This window comes from Burkholderia sp. MSMB1078WGS (genome assembly GCF_001528895.1).
GTDB lineage: Bacteria > Pseudomonadota > Gammaproteobacteria > Burkholderiales > Burkholderiaceae > Burkholderia.
Window position 1 is genome coordinate 41,753 of sequence record NZ_LPDI01000041.1, and the last position, 26,693, is coordinate 68,445.

Annotated in this window: 27 protein-coding genes; 21 read left to right on the plus strand and 6 right to left on the minus strand. The window is 66.1% G+C overall.

Features of this window, described 5'->3' with window-relative positions; genetic code table 11:
* Nucleotides 1-816 (minus strand): type I methionyl aminopeptidase, encoded by an 816-nt coding sequence (map, locus tag WT24_RS12465; RefSeq protein WP_059505900.1) that lies wholly within the window; start codon nucleotides 814-816, stop codon nucleotides 1-3.
* 377 nt (nucleotides 817-1,193) lie between these two features.
* On the opposite strand from map, the gene rpsB reads away from it, so the two are divergent.
* The 16 genes from rpsB to WT24_RS12545 all read left to right on the plus strand — a co-directional run bounded on the left by rpsB (nucleotide 1,194) and on the right by WT24_RS12545 (nucleotide 16,831).
* A complete protein-coding gene (gene rpsB, locus WT24_RS12470; protein ID WP_034207665.1) occupies nucleotides 1,194-1,934 on the plus strand; it encodes a 30S ribosomal protein S2 in 741 nt (246 codons plus the stop codon).
* Nucleotides 1,935-2,096: 162 nt separating this feature from the next.
* The gene (gene tsf, locus WT24_RS12475; protein WP_034207664.1) at nucleotides 2,097-2,978 is read left to right on the plus strand and encodes a translation elongation factor Ts; all 882 of its coding nucleotides are present in this window, start codon (nucleotides 2,097-2,099) and stop codon (nucleotides 2,976-2,978) included.
* Nucleotides 2,979-3,134: 156 nt separating this feature from the next.
* Nucleotides 3,135-3,848: a UMP kinase gene (pyrH, locus tag WT24_RS12480; protein ID WP_006402648.1), complete on the plus strand. Its 714-nt coding sequence runs from the start codon at nucleotides 3,135-3,137 to the stop codon at nucleotides 3,846-3,848.
* 103 nt (nucleotides 3,849-3,951) lie between these two features.
* Nucleotides 3,952-4,512, plus strand: coding sequence for a ribosome recycling factor (gene frr / locus WT24_RS12485; protein ID WP_006483822.1), 561 nt, complete (start codon nucleotides 3,952-3,954; stop codon nucleotides 4,510-4,512).
* A gap of 49 nt (nucleotides 4,513-4,561) precedes the next feature.
* Nucleotides 4,562-5,344, plus strand: a complete 783-nt coding sequence (gene uppS, locus WT24_RS12490; RefSeq protein WP_034207662.1) for a polyprenyl diphosphate synthase — start codon at nucleotides 4,562-4,564, stop codon at nucleotides 5,342-5,344.
* A complete protein-coding gene (locus WT24_RS12495; RefSeq protein WP_060033732.1) occupies nucleotides 5,338-6,159 on the plus strand; it encodes a phosphatidate cytidylyltransferase in 822 nt (273 codons plus the stop codon). Before uppS ends, WT24_RS12495 begins: the two co-directional genes overlap by 7 nt.
* Before the next feature lie 15 nt (nucleotides 6,160-6,174).
* The gene (locus WT24_RS12500) at nucleotides 6,175-7,371 is read left to right on the plus strand and encodes a 1-deoxy-D-xylulose-5-phosphate reductoisomerase (RefSeq protein ID WP_059505904.1); all 1,197 of its coding nucleotides are present in this window, start codon (nucleotides 6,175-6,177) and stop codon (nucleotides 7,369-7,371) included.
* Nucleotides 7,372-7,382: 11 nt separating this feature from the next.
* On the plus strand, nucleotides 7,383-8,753 hold the full coding sequence (gene rseP / locus WT24_RS12505) for an RIP metalloprotease RseP (RefSeq protein ID WP_060033734.1): 1,371 nt from the start codon (nucleotides 7,383-7,385) through the stop codon (nucleotides 8,751-8,753).
* A gap of 61 nt (nucleotides 8,754-8,814) precedes the next feature.
* The gene (gene bamA / locus WT24_RS12510) at nucleotides 8,815-11,124 is read left to right on the plus strand and encodes an outer membrane protein assembly factor BamA (RefSeq protein ID WP_006478499.1); all 2,310 of its coding nucleotides are present in this window, start codon (nucleotides 8,815-8,817) and stop codon (nucleotides 11,122-11,124) included.
* Between the two features lie 64 nt (nucleotides 11,125-11,188).
* The gene (locus WT24_RS12515; RefSeq protein WP_034207658.1) at nucleotides 11,189-11,686 is read left to right on the plus strand and encodes an OmpH family outer membrane protein; all 498 of its coding nucleotides are present in this window, start codon (nucleotides 11,189-11,191) and stop codon (nucleotides 11,684-11,686) included.
* 16 nt (nucleotides 11,687-11,702) lie between these two features.
* Nucleotides 11,703-12,785, plus strand: coding sequence for a UDP-3-O-(3-hydroxymyristoyl)glucosamine N-acyltransferase (lpxD, locus tag WT24_RS12520; RefSeq protein ID WP_060033738.1), 1,083 nt, complete (start codon nucleotides 11,703-11,705; stop codon nucleotides 12,783-12,785).
* A gap of 129 nt (nucleotides 12,786-12,914) precedes the next feature.
* A complete protein-coding gene (fabZ, locus tag WT24_RS12525) occupies nucleotides 12,915-13,382 on the plus strand; it encodes a 3-hydroxyacyl-ACP dehydratase FabZ (RefSeq protein WP_006495559.1) in 468 nt (155 codons plus the stop codon).
* Between the two features lie 67 nt (nucleotides 13,383-13,449).
* On the plus strand, nucleotides 13,450-14,238 hold the full coding sequence (gene lpxA / locus WT24_RS12530) for an acyl-ACP--UDP-N-acetylglucosamine O-acyltransferase (protein WP_034207656.1): 789 nt from the start codon (nucleotides 13,450-13,452) through the stop codon (nucleotides 14,236-14,238).
* A 3-nt stretch (nucleotides 14,239-14,241) separates the two neighbouring features.
* A complete protein-coding gene (gene lpxB / locus WT24_RS12535) occupies nucleotides 14,242-15,411 on the plus strand; it encodes a lipid-A-disaccharide synthase (RefSeq protein WP_059505911.1) in 1,170 nt (389 codons plus the stop codon).
* Nucleotides 15,408-16,052, plus strand: a complete 645-nt coding sequence (gene rnhB, locus WT24_RS12540; RefSeq protein ID WP_060033741.1) for a ribonuclease HII — start codon at nucleotides 15,408-15,410, stop codon at nucleotides 16,050-16,052. Before lpxB ends, rnhB begins: the two co-directional genes overlap by 4 nt.
* Nucleotides 16,049-16,831: an RNA methyltransferase gene (locus WT24_RS12545; protein WP_059790573.1), complete on the plus strand. Its 783-nt coding sequence runs from the start codon at nucleotides 16,049-16,051 to the stop codon at nucleotides 16,829-16,831. The genes rnhB and WT24_RS12545 overlap by 4 nt, the downstream gene beginning before the upstream one ends.
* Before the next feature lie 99 nt (nucleotides 16,832-16,930).
* Here the strand turns inward: WT24_RS12545 and WT24_RS12550 are convergent, their stop codons facing one another.
* A complete protein-coding gene (locus WT24_RS12550) occupies nucleotides 16,931-17,746 on the minus strand; it encodes a pyruvate, water dikinase regulatory protein (RefSeq protein ID WP_034207652.1) in 816 nt (271 codons plus the stop codon).
* Nucleotides 17,747-18,122: 376 nt separating this feature from the next.
* Between WT24_RS12550 and ppsA the strand changes: the two genes are divergently transcribed.
* The 3 genes from ppsA to WT24_RS12565 all read left to right on the plus strand — a co-directional run bounded on the left by ppsA (nucleotide 18,123) and on the right by WT24_RS12565 (nucleotide 22,126).
* On the plus strand, nucleotides 18,123-20,522 hold the full coding sequence (gene ppsA / locus WT24_RS12555; protein ID WP_034207651.1) for a phosphoenolpyruvate synthase: 2,400 nt from the start codon (nucleotides 18,123-18,125) through the stop codon (nucleotides 20,520-20,522).
* 201 nt (nucleotides 20,523-20,723) lie between these two features.
* The gene (locus WT24_RS12560) at nucleotides 20,724-21,158 is read left to right on the plus strand and encodes an NfeD family protein (protein ID WP_059505916.1); all 435 of its coding nucleotides are present in this window, start codon (nucleotides 20,724-20,726) and stop codon (nucleotides 21,156-21,158) included.
* 32 nt (nucleotides 21,159-21,190) lie between these two features.
* Nucleotides 21,191-22,126 (plus strand): SPFH domain-containing protein, encoded by a 936-nt coding sequence (locus WT24_RS12565; RefSeq protein WP_059505918.1) that lies wholly within the window; start codon nucleotides 21,191-21,193, stop codon nucleotides 22,124-22,126.
* Between the two features lie 153 nt (nucleotides 22,127-22,279).
* On the opposite strand, the gene smpB is transcribed toward WT24_RS12565, so the two are convergent.
* The gene (gene smpB, locus WT24_RS12570) at nucleotides 22,280-22,726 is read right to left on the minus strand and encodes an SsrA-binding protein SmpB (protein WP_034181129.1); all 447 of its coding nucleotides are present in this window, start codon (nucleotides 22,724-22,726) and stop codon (nucleotides 22,280-22,282) included.
* Nucleotides 22,727-22,825: 99 nt separating this feature from the next.
* Between smpB and WT24_RS12575 the strand changes: the two genes are divergently transcribed.
* Together WT24_RS12575 and WT24_RS12580 are read left to right on the plus strand one after the other, a co-directional pair.
* On the plus strand, nucleotides 22,826-23,263 hold the full coding sequence (locus tag WT24_RS12575) for a type II toxin-antitoxin system RatA family toxin (protein WP_034188832.1): 438 nt from the start codon (nucleotides 22,826-22,828) through the stop codon (nucleotides 23,261-23,263).
* Nucleotides 23,264-23,267: 4 nt separating this feature from the next.
* A complete protein-coding gene (locus WT24_RS12580) occupies nucleotides 23,268-23,591 on the plus strand; it encodes an RnfH family protein (RefSeq protein ID WP_050012887.1) in 324 nt (107 codons plus the stop codon).
* Between the two features lie 42 nt (nucleotides 23,592-23,633).
* On the opposite strand, the gene WT24_RS12585 is transcribed toward WT24_RS12580, so the two are convergent.
* From WT24_RS12585 to WT24_RS12595, 3 genes are all read right to left on the minus strand, one after another.
* The gene (locus WT24_RS12585; RefSeq protein ID WP_059790575.1) at nucleotides 23,634-24,599 is read right to left on the minus strand and encodes a DMT family transporter; all 966 of its coding nucleotides are present in this window, start codon (nucleotides 24,597-24,599) and stop codon (nucleotides 23,634-23,636) included.
* Between the two features lie 117 nt (nucleotides 24,600-24,716).
* The gene (locus WT24_RS12590; RefSeq protein ID WP_060033992.1) at nucleotides 24,717-25,403 is read right to left on the minus strand and encodes a hypothetical protein; all 687 of its coding nucleotides are present in this window, start codon (nucleotides 25,401-25,403) and stop codon (nucleotides 24,717-24,719) included.
* Nucleotides 25,404-25,434: 31 nt separating this feature from the next.
* Nucleotides 25,435-26,655, minus strand: coding sequence for a hypothetical protein (locus WT24_RS12595; RefSeq protein WP_059505921.1), 1,221 nt, complete (start codon nucleotides 26,653-26,655; stop codon nucleotides 25,435-25,437).
* Between the last annotated feature and the right edge of the window lie 38 nt (nucleotides 26,656-26,693).

Sequence of the window (26,693 nt, forward strand, 5' to 3'; positions counted from 1 at the left end):
TCAGACGGCGGCGGCCGGTTGCGCGAACACGGGGCGTGCCGGCGTGCCGGCCGACACGGTCAGCACTTCGTAGCCGGTGTCGGTGACGAGCACCGTGTGCTCCCACTGCGCGGACAGGCTGCGGTCGCGCGTCTTGACCGTCCACTGGTCGGGCATCGTGCGGATGTCGCGCTTGCCGGCGTTGATCATCGGCTCGATCGTGAAGATCATCCCGGCCTTCAGCTCGATGCCGGTGCCCGGGCGGCCGTAGTGGACGACCTGCGGATCCTCGTGGAACACCGTGCCGATGCCGTGGCCGCAGTATTCGCGCACGACGCTGTAGCCCTGCGCTTCCGCGTGCTTCTGGATCGCGTAGCCGATGTCGCCGAGGTGCGCGCCGGGCTTGACCTGGTCGATGCCCAGCCACATGCATTCGTAGGTGGTCTGCACGAGGCGCTTCGCGAGGATCGAACCCTCGCCGACGATGAACATCCGGCTGGTGTCGCCGAAATAGCCGTTCTTGATCACGGTGATGTCGATGTTCAGCGCGTCGCCGTTCTTCAGTACCTTCTCGCCCGGAATGCCGTGGCAGATCACGTCGTTGACCGAGATGCAGGTAGCTTTCGGGTACGGCGGGTAGCCGGGCGGCTGGTAATTCAGCGGTGCGGGGATCGTGCCCTGTTCATTGAGCATGAATTCGTGACAGAGCCGGTCGAGCTCGGCGGTCGTGATGCCCGCGACGACGTGCGGCGTGATGAAGTCGAGCACTTCGCTCGCGAGACGGCAGGCAACGCGCATCTCCGCGATATCGTGTTCGTTTTTGAGCGTAATAGCCATCGAGGTATGCCTGGAATGCGGTGAATTGACGGATTATCGCACCTTATGGCGGGCCTCGCAGCCCCTGCCGGCCGCGCGGATGCGGGTTTTCGCGGATTGTCCGGCCCACTGCCGCGCGGCAAGCGAAAGTGCCGCGCGACTTGAGAGCCGACAAATCCGCGTGCTATACTCTTTGGCTAAGTCGATATCCAAATGCCGAGCTTTCCCCATTTTGGGGCGGTATCGCGGTGAAAGACTTGCGGCACGGGCATTTTGCACGTGCCGAATCGCAAGCCGGCGCAACCAGGGTGCCGGCCGCGCGAAGTCCGCGCCCTTCGGGCGGGTTCGCGCGGCGGTACGGCAGCCGGCTTAAGACCCAACCCTCGTGGAGAATTTACATGGCAGTTACGATGCGCCAAATGCTGGAAGCGGGTGTCCACTTCGGTCACCAGACGCGCTTCTGGAACCCGAAGATGGCTCCGTTCATTTTCGGTCACCGCAACAAGATTCACATCATCAACCTCGAAAAGACGCTGCCGATGTTCACGGACGCACAGAAGTACGTGCGCCAACTGGCAGCGAACCGCGGCACGATCCTGTTCGTCGGCACGAAGCGCCAGTCGCGTGACACGATCGCCCAGGAAGCGCAACGTGCGGGCATGCCGTACGTCAACGCACGCTGGCTCGGCGGCATGATGACCAACTTCAAGACGCTGAAGGTGTCGATCAAGCGCCTGAAGGACATGGAAGCGGCCGTCGAAGCGGGCGAAACCGAGAAGATGAGCAAGAAGGAAGCGCTGCTGTTCGAGCGTGAAATCGCCAAGCTGCAGAAGTCGATTGGCGGCGTGAAGGACATGGGCGGCATTCCGGACGCGATCTTCGTCATCGACGTCGGCTACCACAAGATCGCCGTCACGGAAGCGAACAAGCTGGGCGTGCCGGTCATCGCCGTGGTCGACACGAACCACTCGCCGGAAGGTGTGGACTACGTGATCCCGGGTAACGACGACTCGAGCAAGGCAGTCGCGCTGTACGCTCAAGGCGTGGCCGATGCGATCCTGGAAGGCCGTGCGAATGCGGTCAACGAAGTGGTCCAGGCAGCGCGCGGCGACGACGAGTACGTCGAGGAAAACGCGTAACTGGCCCCGAGCCGGCGCAAAAAGGGGGCTCTCAACAGGCCCCCTTTTTTTAAGCTTGTGCGCCGGACCTGATCGCGCCGAATCGGCGCGGGTCCGGAAACGAATCCCGGCCGTTCGCATCCAAGCGGGCGGCGTTGTGAATACAGACTCAAGGAGCGAATGATGGCGGCAATTACCGCAAGCATGGTGGCAGAACTGCGCGCAAAGACCGACGCACCGATGATGGAGTGCAAGAAGGCGCTGACGGAAGCCGACGGCGATCTGGCCAAGGCTGAAGAGCTGCTGCGCGTCAAGCTCGGCAACAAGGCGAGCAAGGCCGCATCGCGCGTGACGGCCGAAGGCGTCGTCGCATCGTTCGTCGGCGGCAACGCGGGCGCGCTGGTCGAACTGAACTGCGAAACCGACTTCGTCGCGAAGAACGACGACTTCCTCGCATTCTCGAAGACGGTCGCGGAACTCGTCGCGACGAAGAACCCGGCCGACGTGGCAGCACTGTCGGCGCTGCCGCTCGACGGCAAGACGGTCGACGAAGTGCGTCTGGCGCTGGTCGGCAAGATCGGCGAGAACATCTCGATCCGCCGTTTCGTCCGTTTCGAAACCGCGAACAAGATCGCCACGTACCTGCACGGCGCGCGTATCGGCGTGATCGTCGAGTACACGGGCGCGGAAGAGCAGGTCGGCAAGGACGTCGCGATGCACATCGCCGCGATGAAGCCGGTCGCGCTGTCGTCGGCCGACGTGCCGGCGGAACTGATCGAGACGGAGCGCCGCGTGGCCGAGCAGAAGGCTGCCGAATCGGGCAAGCCGGCCGAAATCGTCGCGAAGATGGTCGATGGCAGCGTCCAGAAGTACCTGAAGGAAGTGTCGCTGCTGAACCAGACGTTCGTGAAGAACGACAAGCAGACGATCGAGCAGATGCTGAAGGCCGCGAATGCCGCAGTGCAGAAGTTCGCGCTGTTCGTCGTCGGCGAAGGCATCGAGAAGCGCCAGGACGACTTCGCCGCCGAAGTGGCCGCGCAAGTCGCAGCAGCAAAGCAGCAGTAAGCAGTCAGGCAGTATCCGCGGCGGGCGTCCGCTCCGCCGCGGCCGGCGGCGCCGCCGGCCGGCCGGGAACCCCGGTCCGGTCGTCGGCGCTTGCCCGAATCAGTATTTCGCCCCTACAGTTCGTGGTTGTCATCCTCTCGTCGCTCGGAAGCCCCTATGTCCAATGCCTATAAACGCGTCCTCCTCAAACTCTCCGGCGAAGCGCTGATGGGCGACGATGCCTTCGGCATCAATCGCGCGACGATCGAACGGATGGTGGCCGATATCGCGGAAGTCGTGCGTCTCGGTACGCAGCTCGCGGTCGTGATCGGTGGCGGTAATATTTTCCGCGGCGTCGCGGGCGGCGCGGCCGGCATGGACCGCGCGACGGCCGACTACATGGGGATGCTCGCGACGATGATGAATGCGCTGGCGCTGCAGGACGCGATGCGCCACGCCGGCATCGAGGCGCGCGTACAGTCCGCGCTGCGCATGGACCAGGTCGTCGAGCCGTACATCCGGCCCCGCGCGATCCGTCAGCTCGAGGAAGGCCGCGTCGTGATCTTCGCGGCCGGCACCGGCAACCCGTTCTTCACGACCGATACCGCCGCCGCGCTGCGCGGCTCGGAAGTGGGTGCCGAAGTCGTGCTGAAGGCGACCAAGGTCGATGGCGTATATTCTGCCGATCCGAAGAAGGACCCGTCGGCCACGCGCTATACGACGATCAGCTTCGACGAGGCGATCAGCCGCAACCTGCAGGTGATGGACGCGACGGCGTTTGCGCTGTGCCGCGACCAGAAGCTGCCGATTCGCGTGTTTTCGATCAACAAGCCGGGTGCACTCAAGCGCATCGTGCTGGGCGAGGACGAAGGTACGCTCGTCCACGTGTAAACTCCCGCGGATGCGGGCGATCGGCGCGGGTTGCCGGCCGCGGCGCGACACGCGCCGGGCGGGGCTCGCGTTCTTTTGAAGGTTTGAAGGTTCGGAGGTTGAAATGAGTGTCGCTGATGTCAAGAAGGGCGTCGAGCAAAAGATGCAGCGCTCGATCGAAGCGTTCAAGAACGATCTGGCCAAGATCCGTACGGGTCGTGCACACACCGGCCTGCTCGATCACGTGCAGGTCGACTACTACGGCTCGATGGTGCCGATCTCGCAGGTCGCGAACCTGACGCTCGTCGATGCACGCACGATCGGCGTGCAGCCGTGGGAAAAGAACATGGTCGCGAAGGTCGAGAAGGCCATCCGCGAAGCCGATCTGGGCCTGAATCCGGCGACGGCCGGCGACCTGATCCGCGTGCCGATGCCCGCGCTGACGGAAGAGCGCCGCCGCGAGCTGACCAAGGTCGTGAAGAGCGAAGGCGAAACGGCCAAGGTCGCGATCCGCAACCTGCGCCGCGACGCGAACGAAGCGCTGAAGAAGCTCGTGAAGGACAAGGAAATCTCGGAAGACGACGAGCGCCGCGCGAGCGACGACGTGCAGAAGCTGACCGACAAGCACGTTGCCGAAGTCGACAAGCTCGTGCAGACCAAGGAAGCCGAGATCATGACGGTCTGACGACCGTCCTCGCGCGCCGCCTTCTTCCCGCCTTACTGTCTCAACGGCCATGACCTATACCAGCTCTACCGTTCGCGTGCCTGACGTCGGTGTCGTGCCGCGTCACATCGCGATCATCATGGACGGCAACGGCCGTTGGGCGACCGAACGCCGCTTGCCGCGCGTCGCGGGGCATACCCGCGGCGTCGATGCCGTGCGGGCGGTGGTCGAAGGCTGCGCGCGCGCCGGCGTCGAATACCTGACGCTGTTCGCGTTCAGTTCGGAAAACTGGCGCCGGCCGAACGACGAAGTGTCGTTCCTGATGCGGCTGTTCATCACCGCGCTCGAGCGCGAAGTGGGCAAGCTGCATGCGAACGGGATCCGCCTGCGGGTCGTCGGCGATCTCGAGCGTTTCGAGCCGCGCATCCGCGAACTGATTCGCCGCGCCGAAACCAAGACGGCGCGCAATACCCGTCTGACGCTCACCATCGCGGCCAACTACGGCGGCCGGTGGGACATCCTGCAGGCGACGAAGAAACTCGTCGAGCAGGCCGTGCGCGAAGGTCGCGAGGTCGAAGTGACCGAGGACGCATTCGCGCCGCACCTGGCAATGGCTTACGCGCCGGAGCCCGATCTCTTCATCCGCACCGGCGGCGAGCAGCGCGTCAGCAACTTCCTGCTGTGGCAGCTCGCGTACGCCGAATTCTATTTCACCGACAAGTACTGGCCGGATTTCGACGGCGCGGCACTGGCCGACGCGATGGCGTCGTATACCGAGCGCGAGCGCCGTTTCGGGCGCACGAGTGCGCAGCTCGAACCGCAATCGCAGAACGCCGACTCCCTTTCATGCTGAAAACCCGTGTGATCACGGCGATCGTGATGCTGGCGGTGCTGCTGCCGGTGACGCTGTTCGCGCCGCTCGACGGGTTCGGCGCGCTGATCGGCGTCGTGCTCGTGTTCGCCGCGTGGGAGTGGGCGCGCCTGCTGAAACTCGGCGGCGCCGGCCCCGTCGTCTACGCCGTCGTCGCGGCGCTCGCGCTCGCGGCCACCGCGCCGCTCGGCGTCGATGCGGCTTCGTCCCGTCCCCTTTTCATGGCGGCCGGCGTGTTCTGGCTGCTGGTCGGCCCGTTCGCGCTGCGACGCAAGCCCGAACTCGCGGGCGGCGTCTGGCGGCCGTTCCTGCTCGCCGCCGGCCTCGTCGTATTCGCCGCCTGCTGGCACGCGCTCGTTGCAGCTCGCGCGCAGGGCGTGCCGTTCGTGCTGTCGCTGCTTCTGGTCGTCTGGCTGGCCGATATCGGCGCATACTTCGCAGGCAAGGCCTTCGGAAAGCGTAAACTGGCCGTCACGATCAGCCCCGGCAAGAGCTGGGAAGGTGCGATCGGCGGCTGGTTCGCGGTCATGGCCATCGCCGGTGTCGCGATGGCCGTGCACGCATTCGAGCCGACCCTGTTTTCTGCATTCGCCGCGCGCTACGGAATGCCCGGCGCGTGGGCCGCGCTGACGCTGCTGGTCGCGTACAGCGTGATCGGCGACCTGTTCGAGTCGCTGCTGAAGCGGCAGGCGGGCGTGAAGGATTCGAGCGGACTGCTGCCGGGCCACGGCGGCGTGCTCGATCGTGTCGACGCGCTGCTGCCGGTGCTGCCGCTCGCGATGCTGCTGCTTGGTTAAACCATTATTTCTGTTATGCAAAAACGTCTGACATTGCTCGGTTCCACGGGCTCGATCGGAGACAGCACGCTCGATGTGGTCGCGCGCCATCCCGAGCGCTTCTCGGTCTACGCGCTGACCGCGCACCGCAACGGCGACAAGCTCGTCGAGCAGTGTCTGCGCTTCGCGCCTGAAGTGGCGGTGGTCGGCGATGCCGCGACGGCCGCGCACGTCGACGCGAAACTGCGCGCGGCGGGCAGCAAGACGATCGTGCTGCACGGGCCGCAGGCGCTCGTCGACGTGTCGAAGAGCGACGGCTGCGACACGGTGGTCGCGGCGATCGTCGGCGCGGCCGGCCTCGCGCCGAGCCTGGCGGCCGCACGCGCCGGCAAGCGGATCCTGCTCGCGAACAAGGAAGCGCTCGTGATGTCGGGCGCGATCTTCATGGACGCCGTGCGCGACCATGGCGCGATCCTGCTGCCGGTCGACAGCGAACACAACGCGATCTTCCAGTGCATGCCGCGCGACGCGGCCGAACACGGCGGGATCTCGAAGATCATCCTGACCGCGTCGGGCGGCCCGTTCCGCACGCGCGAGCCGGCCACGCTCGTCGACGTGACGCCGGACGAGGCGTGCAAGCACCCGAACTGGGTGATGGGCCGCAAGATCTCGGTCGATTCCGCGACGATGATGAACAAGGGCCTCGAGGTGATCGAGGCGCACTGGATCTTCGGGCTGCCGGGCGACCGGATCGACGTGCTGATCCATCCGCAGAGCGTGATCCATTCGCTCGTGTCGTACCGCGACGGCTCGGTGCTCGCGCAGCTCGGCAACCCCGACATGCGCACGCCGATCGCACACGCACTCGCATTCCCCGAGCGCGTCGACGCGGGCGTCGACCAGCTCGACCTCGCGCAGATCGCCCAGCTGTCGTTCGAGAAGCCCGATTACGCGCGCTTCCCGTGTCTCGCGCTCGCGCTGAAGGCACTCGAGGAAGGCGGTATCGCGAGCGCCGCATTGAACGCGGCGAACGAAGTGGCGGTCGAAGCATTTCTCGAGCGCCGGATCGGCTTCATGGCGATCGCGGCGACGGTCGACGCGGTGCTCAACACGCTGCCGAACCGCGCGCCCGACGGGCTCGACGACGTCCTCGCGGCGGATGCCGAGGCTCGCCGCCTCGCGGCCGCGATCATTGCAAAAGCGCCTGCGCCACGCGTGGAGCGTACGGTCTGAATGGGGTGCTCATGAACGTGCTGGTTGAACTGGTCGCGTTTGCGGTGGCGATCGGGGTGCTGGTCGTCGTGCATGAGTACGGACATTATCGCGTCGCGCGCTGGTGCGGCGTGAAGGTGCTGCGTTTCTCGATCGGCTTCGGCCAGCCCGTCGCGCGCTGGGTCAGCCGCAGGACGGGCACCGAGTGGACGCTGTCCGCGCTGCCGCTCGGCGGCTACGTGAAGATGCTCGACGAGCGCGATCCGGGCCCCGGCATTCCGCCCGAGGAGCTCGGGCAGGCATTCAATCGCCAGTCGGTCTACAAGCGCATCGCGATCGTCGCGGCCGGGCCGATTGCGAACTTCCTGCTGGCAATCGTGCTGTTCTCCGCCGTATTCGCCACCGGCGTGACCGAGCCGGCCGCGATCGTCGCGCCGCCGGCCGCCGGTACGGCGGCGGCCCGCGCGGGCTTCGACGGCAGCGAGACGGTCGTGTCGATCCGCAACGCGCAGGGCGGCGAGTCCGAACCGGTGCGATCGTGGTCGGACCTGCGCTGGAAGCTGCTGTCGGCCGCGTTCGACCATCGCGAGGTCGTGCTCGGCGCGCGCGACGGCAATGCGACGTTCGATTTCCGCGTCGACCTGCGCAACGTGCCCGACAGCCAGCTCGACGACGACTTCATGGCTCATCTGGGCTTCGAGGCCGGCGGCGGCACGTTGTCGGTCGCGTCGGTGCAGCCGGGCAGCGCGGCGGAGCAGGCCGGCCTGAAGGTCGGCGACAAGCTGGTCGCGCTCGACGGCAAGCCGCTCGGGGGCGCGGCGCGCTTCATCGATACGGTGAAGCACCACGCGGGCCAGCCGCTCGACCTGCAGATCGAACGCAACGGCGCCGCGCAGACGGTGTCGATCGTGCCGCAGATGCAGCGCGACGACGAATCCGGGCAGCAGGTCGGCCGGATCGGCGCGGCGCTGTCGATGCACGCGCCGTCGGTGGACGTGCGCTACGGGCCGATCGAGAGCCTGCGGCTCGGCGCGCATCGCACGTGGGACATTTCCGTGTATTCGCTGAAGATGTTCGGGCGGATGATCACGGGCAACGCGTCGCTGAAGAACCTGTCCGGCCCGGTGACGATCGCCGACTACGCAGGCAAGAGTGCGCGGCTCGGCCCGTCGGCGTTCCTGTCGTTCCTCGCCCTTGTCAGCATTAGCCTTGGCGTCCTGAACTTGTTGCCGATTCCCGTTTTGGACGGGGGGCATCTGTTATATTATGCGGTTGAAGCCGCGACCGGGAAAGCCGTCTCGGAGCGTTGGCAGCTGATTCTGCAAAGAGCCGGGTTGATCTGCATCGTCGCATTGTCGGCGATCGCGCTGTTCAACGATTTGGCTCGGTTAATCCATTTCTGAAGCGTCAGGCGGTGGCCGCTGGTCAGCCGCCCGATTTGATGCAGCTAAATATTGGGGATGCATGTTGTTCAAACCTCATCGCTTTGTACCTAAGACAGTTGCAGCGGCCGCGCTCGCCGCGCACGGCCTCGCGGCGCATGCAGCGGCACCGTTCGTGGTGCAAGACATCAAGATCGAGGGGCTGCAGCGCGTCGAAGCGGGTTCGGTGTTCGCCTATCTGCCGATCAAGCAGGGCGATACCTTCACGGACGACAAGGCATCCGAAGCAATCCGCGCGTTGTACGCGACGGGCTTTTTCAACGACGTTCGCATCGCCACGCAGGGCAACGTCGTGATCGTGCAGGTGCAGGAGCGTCCGGCCATCGCGTCGATCGACTTCACCGGCACGAAGGAATTCGACAAGGACAACCTGACGAAGGCGCTGCGCGCGGTCGGCCTCGCCGATGGCCGCTACTACGACAAGGCGCTCGTCGACAAGGCGGAGCAGGAGCTCAAGCGCCAGTACCTGACGCGCGGCTTCTATGCGGCCGAGGTCAAGACGACGATCACGCCGGTCGACGCGAACCGCGTGTCGATCCTGTTCGCGGTCGCCGAAGGCCCGAGCGCCAAGATCCGCCAGATCAACTTCATCGGCAACAAGGCGTTCAGCACCAGCACGCTGCGCGACGAGATGCAGCTGTCCACGCCGAACTGGTTCTCCTGGTACACGAAGAACGACCTGTACTCGAAGGAAAAGCTCACGGGCGACCTCGAGGCCGTGCGCTCGTACTACCTGAACCGCGGCTACCTCGAGTTCAACATCGAGTCGACCCAGGTGTCGATCTCGCCGGACAAGAAGGACATGTACCTGACGGTCACGCTGCACGAAGGCGAGCCGTACACGGTGTCGGGCATCAAGCTGTCGGGCAACCTGCTCGATCGCGAAGCCGAACTCAACAAGCTGATCAAGATCAAGCCGGGCGACCGCTTCTCCGCCGAAAAGCTGCAGCAGACCACCAAGTCGATCGTCGACAAGCTCGGCGAATACGGCTACGCGTTCGCGACCGTCAATGCGCAGCCGGACATCGACCAGGCGAACCACAAGGTGAACCTGAACCTCGTCGTCGACCCGAGCCGCCGCGTGTACGTGCGCCGCATCAACGTGGTCGGCAACACGCGCACGCGTGACGAAGTGGTGCGCCGCGAAATGCGCCAGCTCGAAAGCTCGTGGTTCGACTCGAACCGCCTCGCGCTGTCGAAGGACCGCGTGAACCGTCTCGGCTACTTCACCAACGTCGACGTGACGACGGTGCCGGTGGAAGGCACGAACGACCAGGTCGACGTGAACGTGAAGGTCGACGAAAAGCCGACCGGCGCGATCACGCTGGGCGCCGGCTTCTCGTCGACGGACAAGGTCGTGCTGTCGGCCGGCGTGTCGCAGGACAACGTGTTCGGTTCGGGCACGAGCCTGTCGGTAAACGTCAACACCGCGAAGAGCTACCGTACGCTGACCGTCACGCAGGTCGACCCGTACTTCACGGTCGACGGCATCAAGCGGATCACGGACGTCTTCTACCGCACGTACCAGCCGCTCTACTATTCGACGAGCTCGAGCTTCCGGATCATCAGCGCGGGCGGCAACCTGAAGTTCGGCATTCCGTTCTCGGAAGTCGACACCGTGTACTTCGGCGCGGGCTTCGAGCAGAACCGCCTCGACGTCGATTCGAACACGCCGCAGAGCTACCAGGATTACGTGAACGAGTTCGGCCGCGTGTCGAACACGGTGCCGCTGACGGTGGCATGGTCGCGCGATGCGCGCGACAGCGCGCTGATTCCGAGCCGCGGCTACTTCACGCAGGCGAACATGGAGTACGGCGTGCCGGTCGGCAAGATCCAGTACTACAAGGCCGACCTGCAGGCGCAATACTACTATTCGTTCTCGCGCGGCTTCATCCTGGGCCTGAACCTGCAGGGCGGTTACGGTAACGGTATCGGCAACCCGTACCCGATCTTCAAGAACTACTACGCGGGCGGTATCGGCTCCGTGCGCGGCTACGAGCCGAGCTCGCTGGGCCCGCGCGACACGAAGACGAACGACCCGATCGGCGGTTCGAAGATGCTGGTCGGCAACATCGAGCTGACGTTCCCGCTGCCGGGTACGGGTTACGACCGCACGCTGCGCGTGTTCACGTTCCTCGACGGCGGTAACGTGTGGGGCAATGCGCCGGGCGGCACGAGTACGGGCGCGAACGGCCTGCGCTACGGCTACGGTGTGGGTCTCGCGTGGATCTCGCCGATCGGCCCGCTGAAGCTGAGCCTCGGCTTCCCGCTGCAGAAGCATGAAGGCGACCAGTACCAGAAATTCCAGTTCCAGATCGGGACGGCGTTCTGATCGAACGCATGACAACAGCAACGAGAGGGTAATTTTGCTAACCGGTAAGTTTTCGAAACGAGTGATGTGCGCGCTGACCGTTGCGCTGGCCCTGGGCGCGGCAACGGTGCACGCACAGGACGTCGCCCGCATCGCGGCGGTCAATTCGGATCGGATCCTGCGCGAGTCGGCGCCCGCAAAGGCGGCGCAGACGAAGCTCGAAGCCGAGTTCGCGAAGCGTGACAAGGATCTGCAGGATCTGGCGGCACGTCTGAAGTCGATGTCCGATTCGCTCGACAAGAACGGCACGTCGCTGTCGGCGGCCGATCGCGCGCAGAAGCAGCGCGATCTCGCGCAACTCGACACCGACTTCCAGCGCAAGCAGCGCGAGTTCCGCGAAGACCTGAACCAGCGTCGCAACGAAGAGCTGGCTGCCGTGCTGGAAAAGGCGAACAAGGTCATCAAGCAGATCGCCGAGCAGCAGAATTACGACCTGATCGTGCAGGAAGCCGTGTACGTCAGCCCGCGCATCGACATCACCGACAAGGTGCTCAAGGCGCTCGCGTCCGGCTCGGCGAACTGAACGGAGCAGACGACGAATGGCATTGACGCTCGAGGAACTCGTAAAGCGGTTCGGCGGCGAGATCGCCGGCGACGCACAGTGCACGGTCGGCGGCCTCGCGCCGCTCGATCAGGCAGGCCCTCAGCAACTCGCGTTTCTCGCGAACCCGAAGTACCTGTCGCAGGTCGAGACGACCCGCGCCGGCGCGGTGCTGATCGCGCCGAAGGATCTGGAGAAGCTGGGCGCGGCCGCCACCGGCCCCCGCAACTTCATCGTGACGCCGAATCCGTACGCGTACTTCGCGCGCGTCGCGCAGATGTTCATCGATCTCGCCACGCCGCCGCGTGCGGCCGGCGTGCATCCGAGCGCGACGATCGATCCGGCCGCGCAGGTCGCCGCGACCGCGGTGATCGGCCCGCACGTGACGGTCGAGGCCGGCGCGGTGATCGAAGACGGCGTGCAACTCGACGCGAACGTGTTCATCGGCCGCGGCACGACGATCGGCGCCGGCTCGCATGTCTATCCGAACGCATCGGTGTACCACGGCTGCAAGATCGGCCCGCGCGCGATCATCCATGCGGGCGCCGTGATCGGCTCGGACGGCTTCGGCTTCGCGCCGGATTTCGTCGGCGACGGCGATGCGCGCACCGGCAGCTGGGTCAAGATCCCGCAGGTTGGCGGCGTGACGATCGGCCCGGACGTCGAAATCGGCGCGAACACGACGATCGACCGCGGTGCGATGGCGGATACCGTCATCGAGGAATGCGTGAAGATCGACAACCAGGTGCAGATCGGCCACAACTGCCGGATCGGCGCGTACACGGTGATCGCCGGCAGCGCCGGCATCGCGGGCAGCACGACGATCGGCCGCCACTGCATGATCGGCGGCGCGGCGGGGATCGCCGGCCACGTGACGCTCGGCGACTATGTCATCATCACCGCGAAGTCGGGCGTATCGAAATCGCTGCCGAAGGCCGGCATCTATACCAGCGCGTTCCCGGCCGTCGACCACGGCGAATGGAACAAGAGCGCCGCGCTCGTGCGCAACCTCGACAAGCTGCGCGAGCGCGTCAAGGCGCTCGAAGCCGCGCTCGCCGCCCAGGGCGGCGCCCACGCCTGAGCCCATCATGCGAGACCACGAACCGGGCACGGCCAGCGCAACCGGCCCGGTTCGTCAGACTGGGTCGCACGGCGGCCCGCTTCAGCCTTTGCATCACCACCGCGCAGCCTCTGCGTGAGACGAACCATCATGAGCACTGAAAAAATCAATCTCGACATCCACAAGATCCTCACGCTGCTGCCGCATCGCTACCCGATTCTGCTCGTCGACCGCGTGCTCGAACTCGAACCGCACAAAGGGATCAAAGCGCTGAAGAACGTGTCGATCAACGAGCCGTTCTTCCAGGGGCACTTCCCGAAGCGGCCGGTGATGCCGGGCGTGCTGATCCTCGAGGCGCTCGCCCAGGCCGCGGCGCTGCTGACGTTCGCGGAAGAGCAGCCGAAGGATCCGGAGAACACGCTGTACTACTTCGTCGGGATCGACGGTGCCCGCTTCAAGCGCGTGGTCGAACCGGGCGACCAACTGATCCTGAACGTGACGTTCGAGCGCTACATCCGCGGCATCTGGAAATTCAAGGCGGTGGCGGAAGTGGACGGCAAGGTGGCGGCGGAAGCCGAACTGATGTGCACGGTCAAGACGGCCGACGCGGCGCCCTGAGCGACGCGGCACGCATGGATAACGTAACGCGAGCAACGCGACACATCATATCGAGAGGCAACGGCGCATGACCAGGATTCATCCTACCGCGATCGTCGAGCCGGGCGCGCAGATCGACGAGTCGGTCGAGATCGGCCCGTACGCGATCGTCGGCCCGCACGTCACGATCGGCGCGCGCACGACGATCGGCTCGCACAGCGTGATCGAAGGCCATACGACGCTCGGCGAGGACAACCGCATCGGCCATTACGCGTCGGTCGGTGGCCGTCCGCAGGACATGAAATACAAGGACGAGCCGACGAAGCTCGTGATCGGCAACCGCAACACGATCCGCGAATTCACGACGATCCACACGGGCACCGTGCAGGACGTCGGCGTGACGACGCTCGGCGACGACAACTGGATCATGGCCTATGTGCACATCGGCCACGACTGCCGCGTCGGCAACAACGTGATCCTGTCGAGCAACGCGCAGATGGCCGGCCACGTCGAGATCGGCGACTTCGCGATCGTCGGCGGCATGTCGGGCGTGCACCAGTTCGTGCGTATCGGCGCGCATTCGATGCTGGGCGGCGCGTCGGCGCTCGTGCAGGACATTCCGCCGTTCGTGATCGCGGCGGGCAACAAGGCCGAGCCGCACGGGATCAATGTCGAAGGGCTGCGCCGGCGCGGTTTCTCGGCCGACGCGATCTCGGCGCTGCGCAGCGCGTACCGCGTGCTGTACAAGAACAGCCTGTCGCTGGAGGAAGCGAAAGTGCAACTGCGCGAGCTCGCGCAAGCCGGCGGCGACGGCGATGCACCGGTGAAGGCGCTCGTCGAGTTCATCGACGCGTCGCAACGCGGCATCATCCGCTAAGCGATGCCGCTCCCGACCAATCAGCTGCGGCTCGCGATGGTGGCCGGCGAGCCGTCGGGCGACCTGCTCGCGGCATCGCTGCTCGGCGGGCTGCGCGAGCGGCTGCCCGAATCGGCCCAGTATTACGGGATCGGCGGGCAGCGCATGATCGCGCATGGCTTCGACTCGCACTGGCAGATGGACAAGCTGACCGTGCGCGGCTATGTCGAGGCGCTGGGCCAGATTCCCGAGATCCTGCGGATTCGCGGCGAACTGAAGCGCCAGTTGCTCGCCGAGCGGCCGGATGCGTTCATCGGCGTCGACGCGCCCGATTTCAACTTCAACGTCGAGCAGGCCGCGCGCGACGCGGGCATCCCGTCGATCCACTTCGTGTGCCCGTCGATCTGGGCGTGGCGCGGCGGCCGGATCAAGAAGATCGCGAAGTCCGTCGACCACATGCTGTGCCTGTTCCCGTTCGAACCGGCGATTCTCGACAAGGCCGGCGTCGCATCGACCTACGTCGGCCATCCGCTCGCCGACGAAATTCCGCTCGAACCCGATACGCACGGCGCGCGCATCGCGCTGGGTCTGCCGGCCGACGGCCCGGTGATCGCGGTGCTGCCGGGTAGCCGGCGCTCGGAGATCGCGCTGATCGGCCCGACGTTCTTCGCGGCGATGGCGCTGATGCAGCAGCGCGAGCCCGGCGTGCGGTTCGTGATGCCGGCGGCGACGCCCGCGCTGCGCGAGCTGCTGCAGCCGCTCGTCGACGCGCACCCGCAGCTCGCGCTGACGATCACCGACGGCCGCTCGCAGGTCGCGATGACGGCCGCCGACGCGATCCTCGTGAAGAGCGGCACCGTCACGCTGGAAGCCGCGCTGCTGAAGAAGCCGATGGTGATCTCGTACAAGGTGCCCTGGCTGACCGGGCAGATCATGCGCCGGCAGGGCTACCTGCCGTATGTCGGCTTGCCGAACATCCTGGCGGGGCGCTTCGTCGTGCCCGAGCTGCTGCAGCATTTCGCGACGCCAGAGGCGCTTGCCGATGCGACGCTCACGCAGCTGCGCGACGATGCGAACCGCCGCACGCTGACCGAAGTGTTTACCGAAATGCATCTTTCGCTGCGGCAGAACACGGCCGCGAAGGCGGCCGAGGCCGTCGTGCGCGTGCTCGAGCAACGCAAGGGGCGCGCATGACCGCAGTCCGTGCACCGCGCCGCCGCGCGTCGAGCGACGTGCAGGGCGGTTTCGATTTCAGCCGCCCGGACGAGATCGTCTGCGGCGTCGACGAAGCCGGCCGCGGCCCGCTCGCGGGGCCGGTGGTGGCCGCCGCGGTGATCCTCGATCCGGCGCGGCCGATCGACGGGCTCGACGATTCGAAAGTGCTGTCCGCGAAGAAGCGCGACATGCTGTACGACCTGATCGTCGAGCGTTCGCACGCATACTGCGTCGCGTCGGCGAGCGTCGACGAAATCGATACGCTGAACATCCTGCACGCGACGATGCTCGCGATGAAGCGGGCCGTCGAAGGGCTGCCGGTGCTGCCGACGCTCGCGCAGATCGACGGCAACCGTTGCCCGACGCTGAGCGTGCGCGCCGAGGCGATCGTCAGCGGCGACGCGCTCGTGCCGAGCATCTCGGCCGCATCGATCCTCGCGAAGGTCACGCGCGACCGGATGTTGGTCGATCTGCACGAACGCTTCCCGGTGTACGGCTTCGACGTACATGCGGGCTACGGCACCGCGAAACATCTTGCCGCATTACGCGAGCACGGCCCGTGCGAAGCGCATCGGCGCTCGTTCGCGCCCGTGCGTGCGGCGCTTGATCTGATTCGATGAAAAGCATTACTTCCCGCGACAACCCGCTGTACAAGCGCCTGAAGGTGCTCGCGGGTTCGACGCCCCATCAGCGCCGCAGCGGCCAGGCGCTGCTCGAAGGTTTCCATCTGGCGAGCGCGTACCTCGACACGGGTGCGACACCCGAGCTGTGCGTCACGACCGAAGGTGCGCTCGGCCACGCCGACGCGCAAGCGATCGTCGCGCGTATCGACGCGCAGCGGATCGTCACGCTGCCGGACGCGTTGTTCGGGCAGCTGTCGAACGTCGTCAACGGCGTCGGTTTCCTGCTGCTGGTCGACCGGCCGGCGCAACCGCTGCCCGAACGCGTGACGCATACGTCGGTCGTGCTCGACGGCGTGCAGGATGCCGGCAACGTCGGTTCGATCCTGCGCAGCGCGGCGGCGGCCGGCGTGCGTCACGTGTTCTGCGCGCCGGGGACGGCCCATGCGTGGTCGTCGAAGGTGCTGCGTTCGGGCATGGGCGCGCATTTCCTGCTGTCGATCCATGAGGATGTCGACGCGGCGGCGCTTGCAGAACGCCTCGACGTACCGGTCGCGCTGACCGACTCGCATGGCGCGCAGGCGGTCTACGACTGCGATCTGTCGGGGCCCGTCGCGTGGGTGTTCGGCAACGAAGGCGCCGGCGTGTCGGCATTCTGGCGCGACGCGGCCACGCATCGCGTGACGATTCCGCAGCCGGGCGGGATGGAGTCGCTGAACGTTGCGGCGGCGGCGGCAGTATGCCTGTTCGAGCAGGTGCGGCAGCAGCGGCCTGCGTGACGTCGCACGCGCGTATTCGCCGTAAAACGAAACAAGGCCGCGTTCGACGCGGCCTTGTTGCTTTCGGCGGCGGCCGGACCGCCGCCAGTGCTTTCGCGCTCAGTAGGACTGCCGGTCGAGGCGGATTTCCTGCAGGATCGTCGTCGCGATTTCCTCGATCGACTTGTGCGTCGACGACAGCCACTTGATCCCTTCGCGGCGCATCATCGCCTCGGCCTCGTTGATCTCGTAGCGGCAGTTCTCGGGCGCCGCATACTTGCTGCCCGGCCGGCGCTCGTTGCGGATCTCCGACAGGCGCTGCGGGTCGATCGAAAGCCCGAACAGCTTGTCGCTGTACGGCGACAGCGCCGACGGCAGCTTGCCGCGTTCGAAATCCTCCGGAATCAGCGGATAGTTGGCGGCCTTCACGCCGTACTGCATCGCGAGGTACAGGCTCGTCGGCGTCTTGCCGCTGCGCGACACGCCGACGAGGATCACGTCGGCTTCCGACAGGTTGCGGTTCGACTGGCCGTCGTCGTGCGCGAGCGAGAAGTTGATCGCCTCGATCCGCGTCTTGTATTCCTCGGTGTCCGCATTCTGGTGGCCACGGCCCATCGCGTGACTCGACTTGAGTTCCAGTTCCTGCTCGAGCGGTTCGACGAAGCGCTGGAACATGTCGAGCACGAGCGCGTTCGAGCGCTTGACGATGTCGTTCGACTCGCTGTCGACGAGCGTCGTGAACACGATCGCGCGACGGCCGTCGTGCACGGCGGCCTCGTTGATCTTCTCGACGGTCGCATAGGCCTTGTCGAGCGAGTCGACGAACGGCACGCGCACGAGGCGGAATTTCTGGTCGAACTGGGAAAGGATCGAATGCGCGAAGGTTTCGGCAGTAATCCCGGTGCCGTCGGAGACGATGAATACGGTAGGCAGCATGAATCTGGACGTCGAGCGTGAAGGGCAGTTGCGCGGGCGGCTGGAGGCGAGCCTCCAGACCCAGTGACAAGGTCGCGCCACATCCGGCAGCCGGCACGGTAGAATAGCGGCAACCTGTTGGATAAGCAATTGCGGGGGCAGGGCGCGAACGGCGCCCGGTGGCTGGGCCGCGCGATTCCCGAATTCCCGGCAAGTCTGGCGATTTGTCTGAAAATATCGCCCTTCTGCCGGGATTTTTGCAAATCGGGTCGGAAGATTTCCGCCGCTGCGAGTGTTTATCTAACAGGTTGCGCAAGACGCGCCGCGCCTTTTTGCAAGCGCCCGCGTTCGAGCCCACTTGCGCGATCGAGTATTTTTTTCACACTTAGGGGCTTGTATGACTAACGCAGCAAACGTCGCAAAGGACCAGGCGTATGTAATTCCGTTCGAGCAGTTGCGGATGACCGATGTGGAGATCGTGGGCGGCAAGAATGCGTCGCTCGGCGAGATGATCAGCCAGCTTTCCGAAGCAGGCGTTCGCGTACCCACCGGTTTCGCCACGACCGCGCTCGCGTTCCGCGATTTCCTCAAGCACAACGACCTCACCGATCGCATCGCCAAGCGTCTCGAGTCGCTCGACATCGACGACGTGAAGGCGCTCGCCGAAGCCGGCGCCGAAATCCGCAAGTGGATCGTCGACGCGCCGCTGCAGCCGCGCCTCGAGCAGGAAATTCGCGCGCAGTTCGAAGTGCTGAAGAACGGCTCGCCGAGCGAATTGTCGTTCGCCGTGCGCTCGTCCGCGACCGCGGAAGACCTGCCCGATGCATCGTTTGCCGGCCAGCAGGAGTCGTATCTCAACGTCGTCGGCATCGACGACGTGCTGGACCGCATGAAGCACGTGTTCGCGTCGCTGTACAACGACCGCGCGATCTCGTACCGCGTGCACAAGGGCTTCACGCACGCCGAAGTCGCGCTGTCGGCCGGTGTGCAGCGCATGGTCCGCTCGGACGTCGGCGCCGCCGGCGTGATGTTCACGATCGATACCGAATCGGGCTTCAAGGACGCCGTGTTCATCACGTCGAGCTACGGCCTGGGCGAAACCGTCGTGCAGGGCGCGGTGAACCCGGACGAGTTCTACGTGTTCAAGACGACGCTCGCGCAGGACAAGTACCCGATCATCCGCCGCTCGATCGGCTCGAAGCTGATCAAGATGGAATTCACGCAGCCGGGCGAGCCGGGCCGCGTGAAGACGGTCGACGTGCCGCACGAGCAGCGCAACCGCTACTCGATCACCGACGACGACGTGATCGAGCTCGCGAAGTACGCGGTGATCATCGAGAAGCACTACCAGCGTCCGATGGACATCGAGTGGGGCAAGGACGGCCGCGACGGCAAGATCTTCATCCTGCAGGCGCGTCCGGAAACGGTGAAGAGCCAGGCAACCGGCAAGGCCGAGCAGCGCTTCAAGCTGAAGGGCCAGTCGCAGGTGCTGGCGACGGGGCGTGCGATCGGCCAGAAGATCGGCGCGGGCCCCGTGCGCGTGATCCAGGATCCGTCGGAAATGGAACGCGTGCAGCCGGGCGACGTGCTGGTGGCCGACATGACCGACCCGAACTGGGAGCCGGTGATGAAGCGTGCCGCGGCGATCGTCACGAACCGCGGCGGCCGCACCTGCCACGCGGCGATCATCGCGCGCGAACTCGGCGTGCCGGCCGTCGTCGGCTGCGGCGATGCGACCGACATCCTGAAGGACGGCGCGCTCGTTACCGTGTCGTGCGCGGAAGGCGACGAAGGCAAGATCTACGACGGGCTGCTCGAGACCGAAGTCACGGAAGTGCAGCGCGGCGAACTGCCGGAAATTCCGGTCAAGATCATGATGAACGTCGGCAACCCGCAGCTCGCGTTCGATTTCTCGCAACTGCCGAACGCCGGCGTGGGCCTCGCGCGTCTCGAGTTCATCATCAACAACAACATCGGCGTTCACCCGAAGGCGATTCTCGAGTACCCGAACATCGACCAGGACCTGAAGAAGGCGGTCGAGAGCGTTGCGCGCGGTCACGCGTCGCCGCGTCAGTTCTACGTCGACAAGCTGACGGAAGGCGTTGCGACGATCGCGGCGGCGTTCTATCCGAAGCCCGTGATCGTGCGTCTGTCCGACTTCAAGTCGAACGAGTACAAGAAGCTGATCGGCGGTTCGCGTTACGAGCCGGACGAGGAAAACCCGATGCTGGGCTTCCGCGGCGCGTCGCGCTACATCGCCGACGATTTCGCGCAGGCGTTCGAGATGGAATGCCGTGCACTGAAGCGCGTGCGCGACGAGATGGGCCTGACGAACGTCGAGATCATGGTGCCGTTCGTGCGGACCGTGAAGCAGGCGGAGCGCGTCGTCGGCCTGCTCGAGAAGTTCGGCCTGAAGCGCGGCGAAAACGGTCTGCGCCTCGTGATGATGTGCGAAGTCCCGACCAACGCGATCCTCGCCGAAGAGTTCCTGGAACACTTCGACGGCTTCTCGATCGGCTCGAACGACCTCACGCAGCTCACGCTCGGCCTCGACCGCGATTCGGGCATGGAACTGCTGGCAGTCGACTTCGACGAGCGCGACCCTGCCGTCAAGTTCCTGCTCAAGCGTGCGATCGATACTTGCCGCAAGATGGGCAAGTACGTCGGTATCTGCGGCCAAGGCCCGTCCGATCACCCGGACTTCGCGCAATGGCTGACCGACGAAGGCATCGTGTCGATCTCGCTGAACCCCGACACGATCATCGATACGTGGCAGGCGCTCGCCAACCGGAAGTAACGGTCGGTCATGCCTTTTCGGCGAAGGAGCGGCATCGCCGCTCTTTCGATGAAGGCAAAATGCAAGGTTCATGCTATAAACACCCCGGTAAGCACCGGGGTGTTTTTGTTTGTCGGTACGTGTCGGGCCGCCCCAAGCGTGCCGACTACCCCGCGGGGCCGCGAACAGGGTGAGCGCGGGGGCGTTTTTCTGGAGACCACAATGATGTCGGGGCATCTGTTCTGGTGGGTCGGGGTGGGTGTGCTGGTCGTCGCCGAATTGCTGACGGGCACGTTCTATCTGTTGATGATCGCACTCGGCTTTCTCGCGGGCGGGTTGTTGCAACTGGCCGGTTTCGCGCCGCACGTGCAGTTCGGCGCGGCGGCCGCGGTCGCGATCGTCGCGATGATCGTGCTGCGTCGCTCGGGGCTCGGCCGCAAGCAGAAGCGCGACACGTCGACGAATCCCGACGTCAATCTCGATATCGGCTCGACCGTCACGGTCGACGCGTGGCGTGACGGCCGCGCGCGCGTACGGTATCGCGGTGCCGACTGGGACGTCGAGCTCGCGCACGGCGAGCGCGACGATGCGCACGTGTACCAGGTGAGCGCCGTGCGCGGCAACTGCCTCGTGGTCGTGGCGAAACCCGCGGGCTGATCGTCCGCTGATACAACAAGGAGGAAATATTCATGGATTCGCTGATCATCTGGGTTGTCCTGCTCGTCATCGCGATCGTGATCGTGTCGAAGACGGTGAAGATCGTGCCGCAGCAGCATGCGTGGGTGCTCGAGCGCTTCGGGCGCTACCACGCGACGCTGTCGCCCGGTCTCAACATCGTGCTGCCGTTCGTCGATCGCATCGCGTACCGGCACGTGCTGAAGGAAATTCCGCTCGACGTGCCGAGCCAGGTCTGCATCACGCGCGACAACACGCAGTTGCAGGTCGACGGCGTGCTGTATTTCCAGGTGATGGATCCGATGAAGGCGTCGTACGGGTCGAGCAACTTCGTGCTCGCGATCACGCAGTTGTCGCAGACGATGCTGCGCTCGGTGATCGGCAAGCTCGAACTCGACAAGACCTTCGAGGAGCGCGATTTCATCAACCACAGCATCGTGTCGGCGCTCGACGACGCCGCGGCGAACTGGGGCGTGAAAGTGCTGCGCTACGAGATCAAGGACCTGACGCCGCCGAAGGAGATCCTGCACGCCATGCAGGCGCAGATCACCGCGGAGCGCGAAAAGCGTGCGCTGATTGCCGCATCGGAAGGACGCAAGCAGGAACAGATCAACCTCGCGTCGGGGGCGCGCGAAGCCGCGATCCAGAAGTCCGAAGGCGAGCGGCAGGCCGCGATCAACCAGGCGCAGGGCGAAGCCGCCGCGATTCTGGCGGTGGCCGAGGCGAACGCGCAGGCGATCCAGAAAATCGCGAGCGCGATTCAGTCGCAAGGCGGGATGGACGCGGTGAACCTGAAGGTCGCCGAGCAGTATGTCGGCGCGTTCTCGAATCTCGCGAAGCAGGGCAACACGTTGATCGTGCCGTCGAACCTAGCGGATCTCGGCACCGCGATCTCGTCGGCGCTCACGATCGTCAAGAGCGCGGGGGCGGCGTCCGGCGCGAAGGGCTGAGCCCGGTGATCGATGCGCACGCGGTGGCCGCGTGCGCGTCGTCGTGCGGCGAATCGTCGCGCAGCCGGTGGCCAGCCGGCGCGATTCAGGAATACCAAAGCAACACGGCCCGCTTCGAGCGGGCCGTGTCGTTGGCGATGAGCGCCGCGAGCGTCAGGCGCCGGCGCGCATGATGCGCGCCTTCTCGCGTTCCCAGTCGCGCTTCTTTTCGGTTTCGCGCTTGTCGTGCAGCTTCTTGCCCTTCGCGAGCGCGATGTCGCACTTCACGCGACCGCCCTTGTAGTGGAAGTTCAGCGGCACGAGCGTGTAGCCGCGCTGCTCGACCTTGCCGATCAGCTTCTTGATTTCCTCGCGGTGCAGCAGCAGCTTGCGCGTGCGAACCGGGTCGGGCTTGATGTGCGTCGAGGCTTCGGGCAGCGGGCTGATATGGGTGCCGATCAGGAAGATCTCGGCGTTCTTCACCACGACGTAGCCTTCCTTGATCTGGCCGCGCCCGGCGCGCAGCGCCTTGACTTCCCAGCCTTCGAGCACGAGCCCCGCCTCGTAGCGTTCCTCGATGTGGTAATCGAAGTGCGCTTTCCTGTTGTCGATGATGCTCATGAAAGGATCGGGCCAAGTCGTTTAAAATCACGATTTTAGCAAAGCGGGGCGAGAATCGCCCGGCTTGGCGTTCCCACTTTGAGCGATGCCGCGCGATTTATGGCAGATGTCCAGAAAACCGTATTGATCCGTCATTCGGCGGAACAGATGTTCGACCTCGTCACCGACGTGGCCGACTACCCCAATTTCCTGCCCTGGTGCGGCGGTGTCGAGATTCGCCGTCAGGACGAGAGCGGAATGGAAGCGCGCATCGACATCAACTTCAAGGGCATCAAGCAGCATTTCGCGACGCGCAACACGCAGCAGCGCCCGACGCGGATCGACATGGAGTTCACGGACGGCCCGTTCAAGAAGTTCACGGGCTCGTGGCGTTTCACGGCGCTGCGCGCCGATGCGTGCAAGATCGAATTCGCGCTGCATTACGAGTTTTCGAGCATCCTGCTCGAGAAGATCATCGGGCCGGTGTTCAGCCACATCGCGAACACGTTCGTCGATTCGTTCGTGAAGCGCGCGGACCAGCGCTACGGAAAGGGGTGACGCGATGCTGTCGATCGAAGTCTGCTACGCACTGCCGGACCGCCAGACGCTGATTCCGCTGTCGCTGCCCGAAGGGGCGACCGTGCGCTCGGCAATCGACGCGAGCGGCGTGCTCGCGCTGCATCCGGAGATCGATCTCGCGCACGCGAAGACGGGCGTCTACGGCAAGCTCGCGCCGCTCGATGCGCCGCTCGTCGATCACGACCGCGTCGAGATCTACCGTCCGCTGATCGTCGATCCGAAGCTCGCGCGCCAGCGGCGCGTCGACAAATCCCGCCGCGACGGCTCGATCGAGGGCCGCAAGTGGATGCACAAGGACGCGCGCTGACGCGTCGTTCGCCCCGATTGGTCGGATCGAACGCCGCGGCGCTCAGTGGGCCGCGGCGTTTGCATTTGCCGGCGCGCTGCCCGGCGTGTCGCCGTGCCGTCGTACCGAGCCGTATACGCCGGCGAGCAGCAGCACGAGCGCGGCGATCTCGAGCGCGTGCGGCATTCGCCGGTCGTACACGAACGCGTACAGCATCGCGAACACGGTTTCGAACACGATCAGCTGACCCGACAGCGTGAGCGGCAGCCGCTTCGACGCGGCATTCCACAGCCCGTTGCCGAGCCACGACGCGCCGATCGCGAGCCCGAGGTTCAGCAGCCAGAACAACTGCCAGCGCGACGCCGGAACGGTCGCCTGCACCATGCCGGCCGGCAGCGCGAGGATCGCCAGCCAGCAGAGCCCGCCGAGCAGGCCCGTCACGACACCCCACAGCACCGACCATTCGTTGCCGCCGAAGCGGTGATGACGTTGCAGGTAGCGTGCATTCGCCACCGCATACCAGGTCCAGCTCGCGAGCGCGCCCGCCGCACACGCGATGCCCGCGAGTTTCCGGGCGAGCGTCGTGGCGTGTGCGGCTTCGGACGTGAACAGGTCGACGTTGATGCAGACGATGCCCGCGATCACCAGCGCGAGCGGGGCGGCGAGCCGCCGCAGCGGCACGGCGCCATGGTCGCCGAGGCCCGCGAGCGTGACGGTCACGGGCAGCACGCCGACGATCAGCGAACTCGGCGCGATGCCGATCAGGTGCACGGCGCCGGACAGCAGCATGTAATACGCGACGTTGCCGACGATGGCGAGCTTCACCAGGGCGGCGAGATCCTCGCGGGTCAGCCGCGCGAGCAGCGAGCGGGTGGCGGGCAACGCGGCCGCGAGCGACACGAGGCCGTACATCGCGTAGCGGCCGGCGCTCAGCAGCAGCGGCGAGAAATCGGTCAGCAGCCGCGGAACGAGAAACACCATGCCCCACAGGGCGCCTGCCAGGACACCGTACACCACGCCGCGCCGCATCGACCGCTCCGAACAAATGACCGAGGTGCGCGCATCTTAGCGATGCCGTCGCGGCGGCGTCTTGTTCATTCCTGCACTCGGGGCGGGGCGCGTCGAGCGGTGTCGACGGGCGGCGCATCAGTCTTCTGCCGGATCGGGCGGTGCCTGCGTGCCGTCGGTCGCGGCACGCGTGTGTGCCGGGCGACGCACGGCGCGCAGCTTGCCGCTGTTGCCGCCGCCGCAGTAGAAGCGGTCGTGACCATCGGATTCGAGCCCCGAGACGCCGACGCCGGCCGGCATGTCGATCTGCTCGAGCACCTGGCCCGTGCCCGGATCGATGCGCCGCAAGTCGCTCCGGTCGGCTTCCCACGTGCCGTGCCACAGCTCGCCGTCGACCCACGTCACGCCGGTGACGAAGCGGTTCGATTCGATCGTGCGCAGCACGGCGCCCGATTGCGGATCCACCTGATGAATCTTGCGTTCGCGGTACTGGCCGACCCACAGCGTGCCTTCCGCCCATGCGAGCCCCGAATCGGCGCCGCCGCCGGGCGCCGGAATCGTCGCGAGCACGCGCCCCGATTCGGGGTCGATCTTCGCGATGCGGTCCTCGACGATCTGGAACAGGTGGCGGCCGTCGAACGCGGTGCCCGCGTGCGCGGCGACGTCGAGCGAACGGACGGTCGTGCCGGCCTCGGGGTCGAGCGCATTCAGCTTGTCGCCGGACGCATACCACACGTGCTGCCCGTCGAACGTGACGCCGTGCACGCCGTCGACGCCCGGAAACGGGCCGTACTCGCGAAGGATGTCTGTAGTGGAGCGTTTCATGTTCGTCACCTCGTCGTTCGATGAGGCCATCCTAATCGCCCGGCAACGCAACCGGGAGTAACAAGGTCGTCGCGAATCCGGGCAGCGGCGGCGTCAGCCAGCGGCGCGCACGTCCGCGGCCGAGTGCCTGCACCTTGCCGGTTTCCACGAGCGCATCGAGCGCGCGCTGCACGGTGCGCTGGCTGGCGCCAAGTGCGAGCGCCAGCGCGGAGCTCGACCATGCTTCGCCGTCGGCGAGGAGCGCGAGCACGGCCGCATGGCGATCGTCGACCGGGCGCGCGAGAACGACGGTCTCGCGCACGCCGAGCGGTTCGAGCGCGAAGCCGCGCGGCGTCGCGACGACGTTCGCGAGCGGGCGCAGCACCGCGCGCAGCCGGCCCATCTCGACACGCAGCCGTGCGCGATGCGATTCGTCGGCCTGTTTCGCGCGGAACGCGGCGGCGACGAGCGCGTTTCTCGACACGTCGGCCGGCCACGCCTCGCCGAGCGCGCGGGCGAGCACGAACAGCACCGGACGCCGCGCGAGCGACACGGTCGTGCGCGCATCGCGCACCGTGTGGCGGCACGCGTCGACGACGAGCGCATTCGATTCGAACAGCGTCTCGACTTCGTCGAGCGGCACGAGCCGCGACGTGCCGCGCGCGATGAGCCGCGCGGCCGGTGCGTCGAGCACGCGCGCCGCGGTGTCGACCTCGGCCGTCAGCGCGGCGATGCCGGCGGCGCGGGCGGCCGTCCGCGCCCGGGCAAGCGCCGCGCGGGCCGCGTGCGTGCGAATGCGGCGCATCGCGATGCCGGCCGCGATCAATTCATGGGCGGCGCGCGATGCGGGCGGCAGCGGCGCGGGATCGAGATGCGCGAGCAGCCGCTCGGCCTCGTCGAGATGGCCGATCAGCAGCAACCGGCGCACGCCGAGATAGCGGGCATGCGCGGCGTTCGCGCGGTCGCCGTGCGCGTCGAGCGTCGCGCAGGCCGCATCGAGCGCGCGCGTCGGCCAGTGCAGGTCGCGCGACGCGAGCGCGATCTCGGCTTCCGCGACGACGCAGCGCGCCCGGGCGATCGCTTCCTTTGCGCCGAATGCACGTGCGGCGCCGCGCACGAGCGCCCGTGCACGTTCGAAATCGCCGAGCTGCGCGAGCGCGATGCCGCGCAGCGCGAGCGCCGGCGCATCGTCGCGCAGCGCGACGCGGTTCAGCGCACCGAGCGCGTCACCGGCCGCGAGCGCGCGCGCGGCCGCCGTGATCAGCGAATCCATTCGAATCCCGACACACTTGTCACTCCCTCCGGTCCGAT

What these genes read in the sequence shown, in the direction of transcription:
- map (WP_059505900.1), bottom strand. Translation starts at nt 816, where the DNA reads ATGGCTATTACGCTCAAAAACGAACACGATATCGCGGAGATGCGCGTT.
- rpsB (WP_034207665.1), top strand. Translation starts at nt 1,194, where the DNA reads ATGGCAGTTACGATGCGCCAAATGCTGGAAGCGGGTGTCCACTTCGGT.
- tsf (WP_034207664.1), top strand. Translation starts at nt 2,097, where the DNA reads ATGGCGGCAATTACCGCAAGCATGGTGGCAGAACTGCGCGCAAAGACC.
- pyrH (WP_006402648.1), top strand. Translation starts at nt 3,135, where the DNA reads ATGTCCAATGCCTATAAACGCGTCCTCCTCAAACTCTCCGGCGAAGCG.
- frr (WP_006483822.1), top strand. Translation starts at nt 3,952, where the DNA reads ATGAGTGTCGCTGATGTCAAGAAGGGCGTCGAGCAAAAGATGCAGCGC.
- uppS (WP_034207662.1), top strand. Translation starts at nt 4,562, where the DNA reads ATGACCTATACCAGCTCTACCGTTCGCGTGCCTGACGTCGGTGTCGTG.
- WT24_RS12495 (WP_060033732.1), top strand. Translation starts at nt 5,338, where the DNA reads ATGCTGAAAACCCGTGTGATCACGGCGATCGTGATGCTGGCGGTGCTG.
- WT24_RS12500 (WP_059505904.1), top strand. Translation starts at nt 6,175, where the DNA reads ATGCAAAAACGTCTGACATTGCTCGGTTCCACGGGCTCGATCGGAGAC.
- rseP (WP_060033734.1), top strand. Translation starts at nt 7,383, where the DNA reads ATGAACGTGCTGGTTGAACTGGTCGCGTTTGCGGTGGCGATCGGGGTG.
- bamA (WP_006478499.1), top strand. Translation starts at nt 8,815, where the DNA reads ATGTTGTTCAAACCTCATCGCTTTGTACCTAAGACAGTTGCAGCGGCC.
- WT24_RS12515 (WP_034207658.1), top strand. Translation starts at nt 11,189, where the DNA reads ATGTGCGCGCTGACCGTTGCGCTGGCCCTGGGCGCGGCAACGGTGCAC.
- lpxD (WP_060033738.1), top strand. Translation starts at nt 11,703, where the DNA reads ATGGCATTGACGCTCGAGGAACTCGTAAAGCGGTTCGGCGGCGAGATC.
- fabZ (WP_006495559.1), top strand. Translation starts at nt 12,915, where the DNA reads ATGAGCACTGAAAAAATCAATCTCGACATCCACAAGATCCTCACGCTG.
- lpxA (WP_034207656.1), top strand. Translation starts at nt 13,450, where the DNA reads ATGACCAGGATTCATCCTACCGCGATCGTCGAGCCGGGCGCGCAGATC.
- lpxB (WP_059505911.1), top strand. Translation starts at nt 14,242, where the DNA reads ATGCCGCTCCCGACCAATCAGCTGCGGCTCGCGATGGTGGCCGGCGAG.
- rnhB (WP_060033741.1), top strand. Translation starts at nt 15,408, where the DNA reads ATGACCGCAGTCCGTGCACCGCGCCGCCGCGCGTCGAGCGACGTGCAG.
- WT24_RS12545 (WP_059790573.1), top strand. Translation starts at nt 16,049, where the DNA reads ATGAAAAGCATTACTTCCCGCGACAACCCGCTGTACAAGCGCCTGAAG.
- WT24_RS12550 (WP_034207652.1), bottom strand. Translation starts at nt 17,746, where the DNA reads ATGCTGCCTACCGTATTCATCGTCTCCGACGGCACCGGGATTACTGCC.
- ppsA (WP_034207651.1), top strand. Translation starts at nt 18,123, where the DNA reads ATGACTAACGCAGCAAACGTCGCAAAGGACCAGGCGTATGTAATTCCG.
- WT24_RS12560 (WP_059505916.1), top strand. Translation starts at nt 20,724, where the DNA reads ATGATGTCGGGGCATCTGTTCTGGTGGGTCGGGGTGGGTGTGCTGGTC.
- WT24_RS12565 (WP_059505918.1), top strand. Translation starts at nt 21,191, where the DNA reads ATGGATTCGCTGATCATCTGGGTTGTCCTGCTCGTCATCGCGATCGTG.
- smpB (WP_034181129.1), bottom strand. Translation starts at nt 22,726, where the DNA reads ATGAGCATCATCGACAACAGGAAAGCGCACTTCGATTACCACATCGAG.
- WT24_RS12575 (WP_034188832.1), top strand. Translation starts at nt 22,826, where the DNA reads ATGGCAGATGTCCAGAAAACCGTATTGATCCGTCATTCGGCGGAACAG.
- WT24_RS12580 (WP_050012887.1), top strand. Translation starts at nt 23,268, where the DNA reads ATGCTGTCGATCGAAGTCTGCTACGCACTGCCGGACCGCCAGACGCTG.
- WT24_RS12585 (WP_059790575.1), bottom strand. Translation starts at nt 24,599, where the DNA reads ATGCGGCGCGGCGTGGTGTACGGTGTCCTGGCAGGCGCCCTGTGGGGC.
- WT24_RS12590 (WP_060033992.1), bottom strand. Translation starts at nt 25,403, where the DNA reads ATGAAACGCTCCACTACAGACATCCTTCGCGAGTACGGCCCGTTTCCG.
- WT24_RS12595 (WP_059505921.1), bottom strand. Translation starts at nt 26,655, where the DNA reads ATGGATTCGCTGATCACGGCGGCCGCGCGCGCGCTCGCGGCCGGTGAC.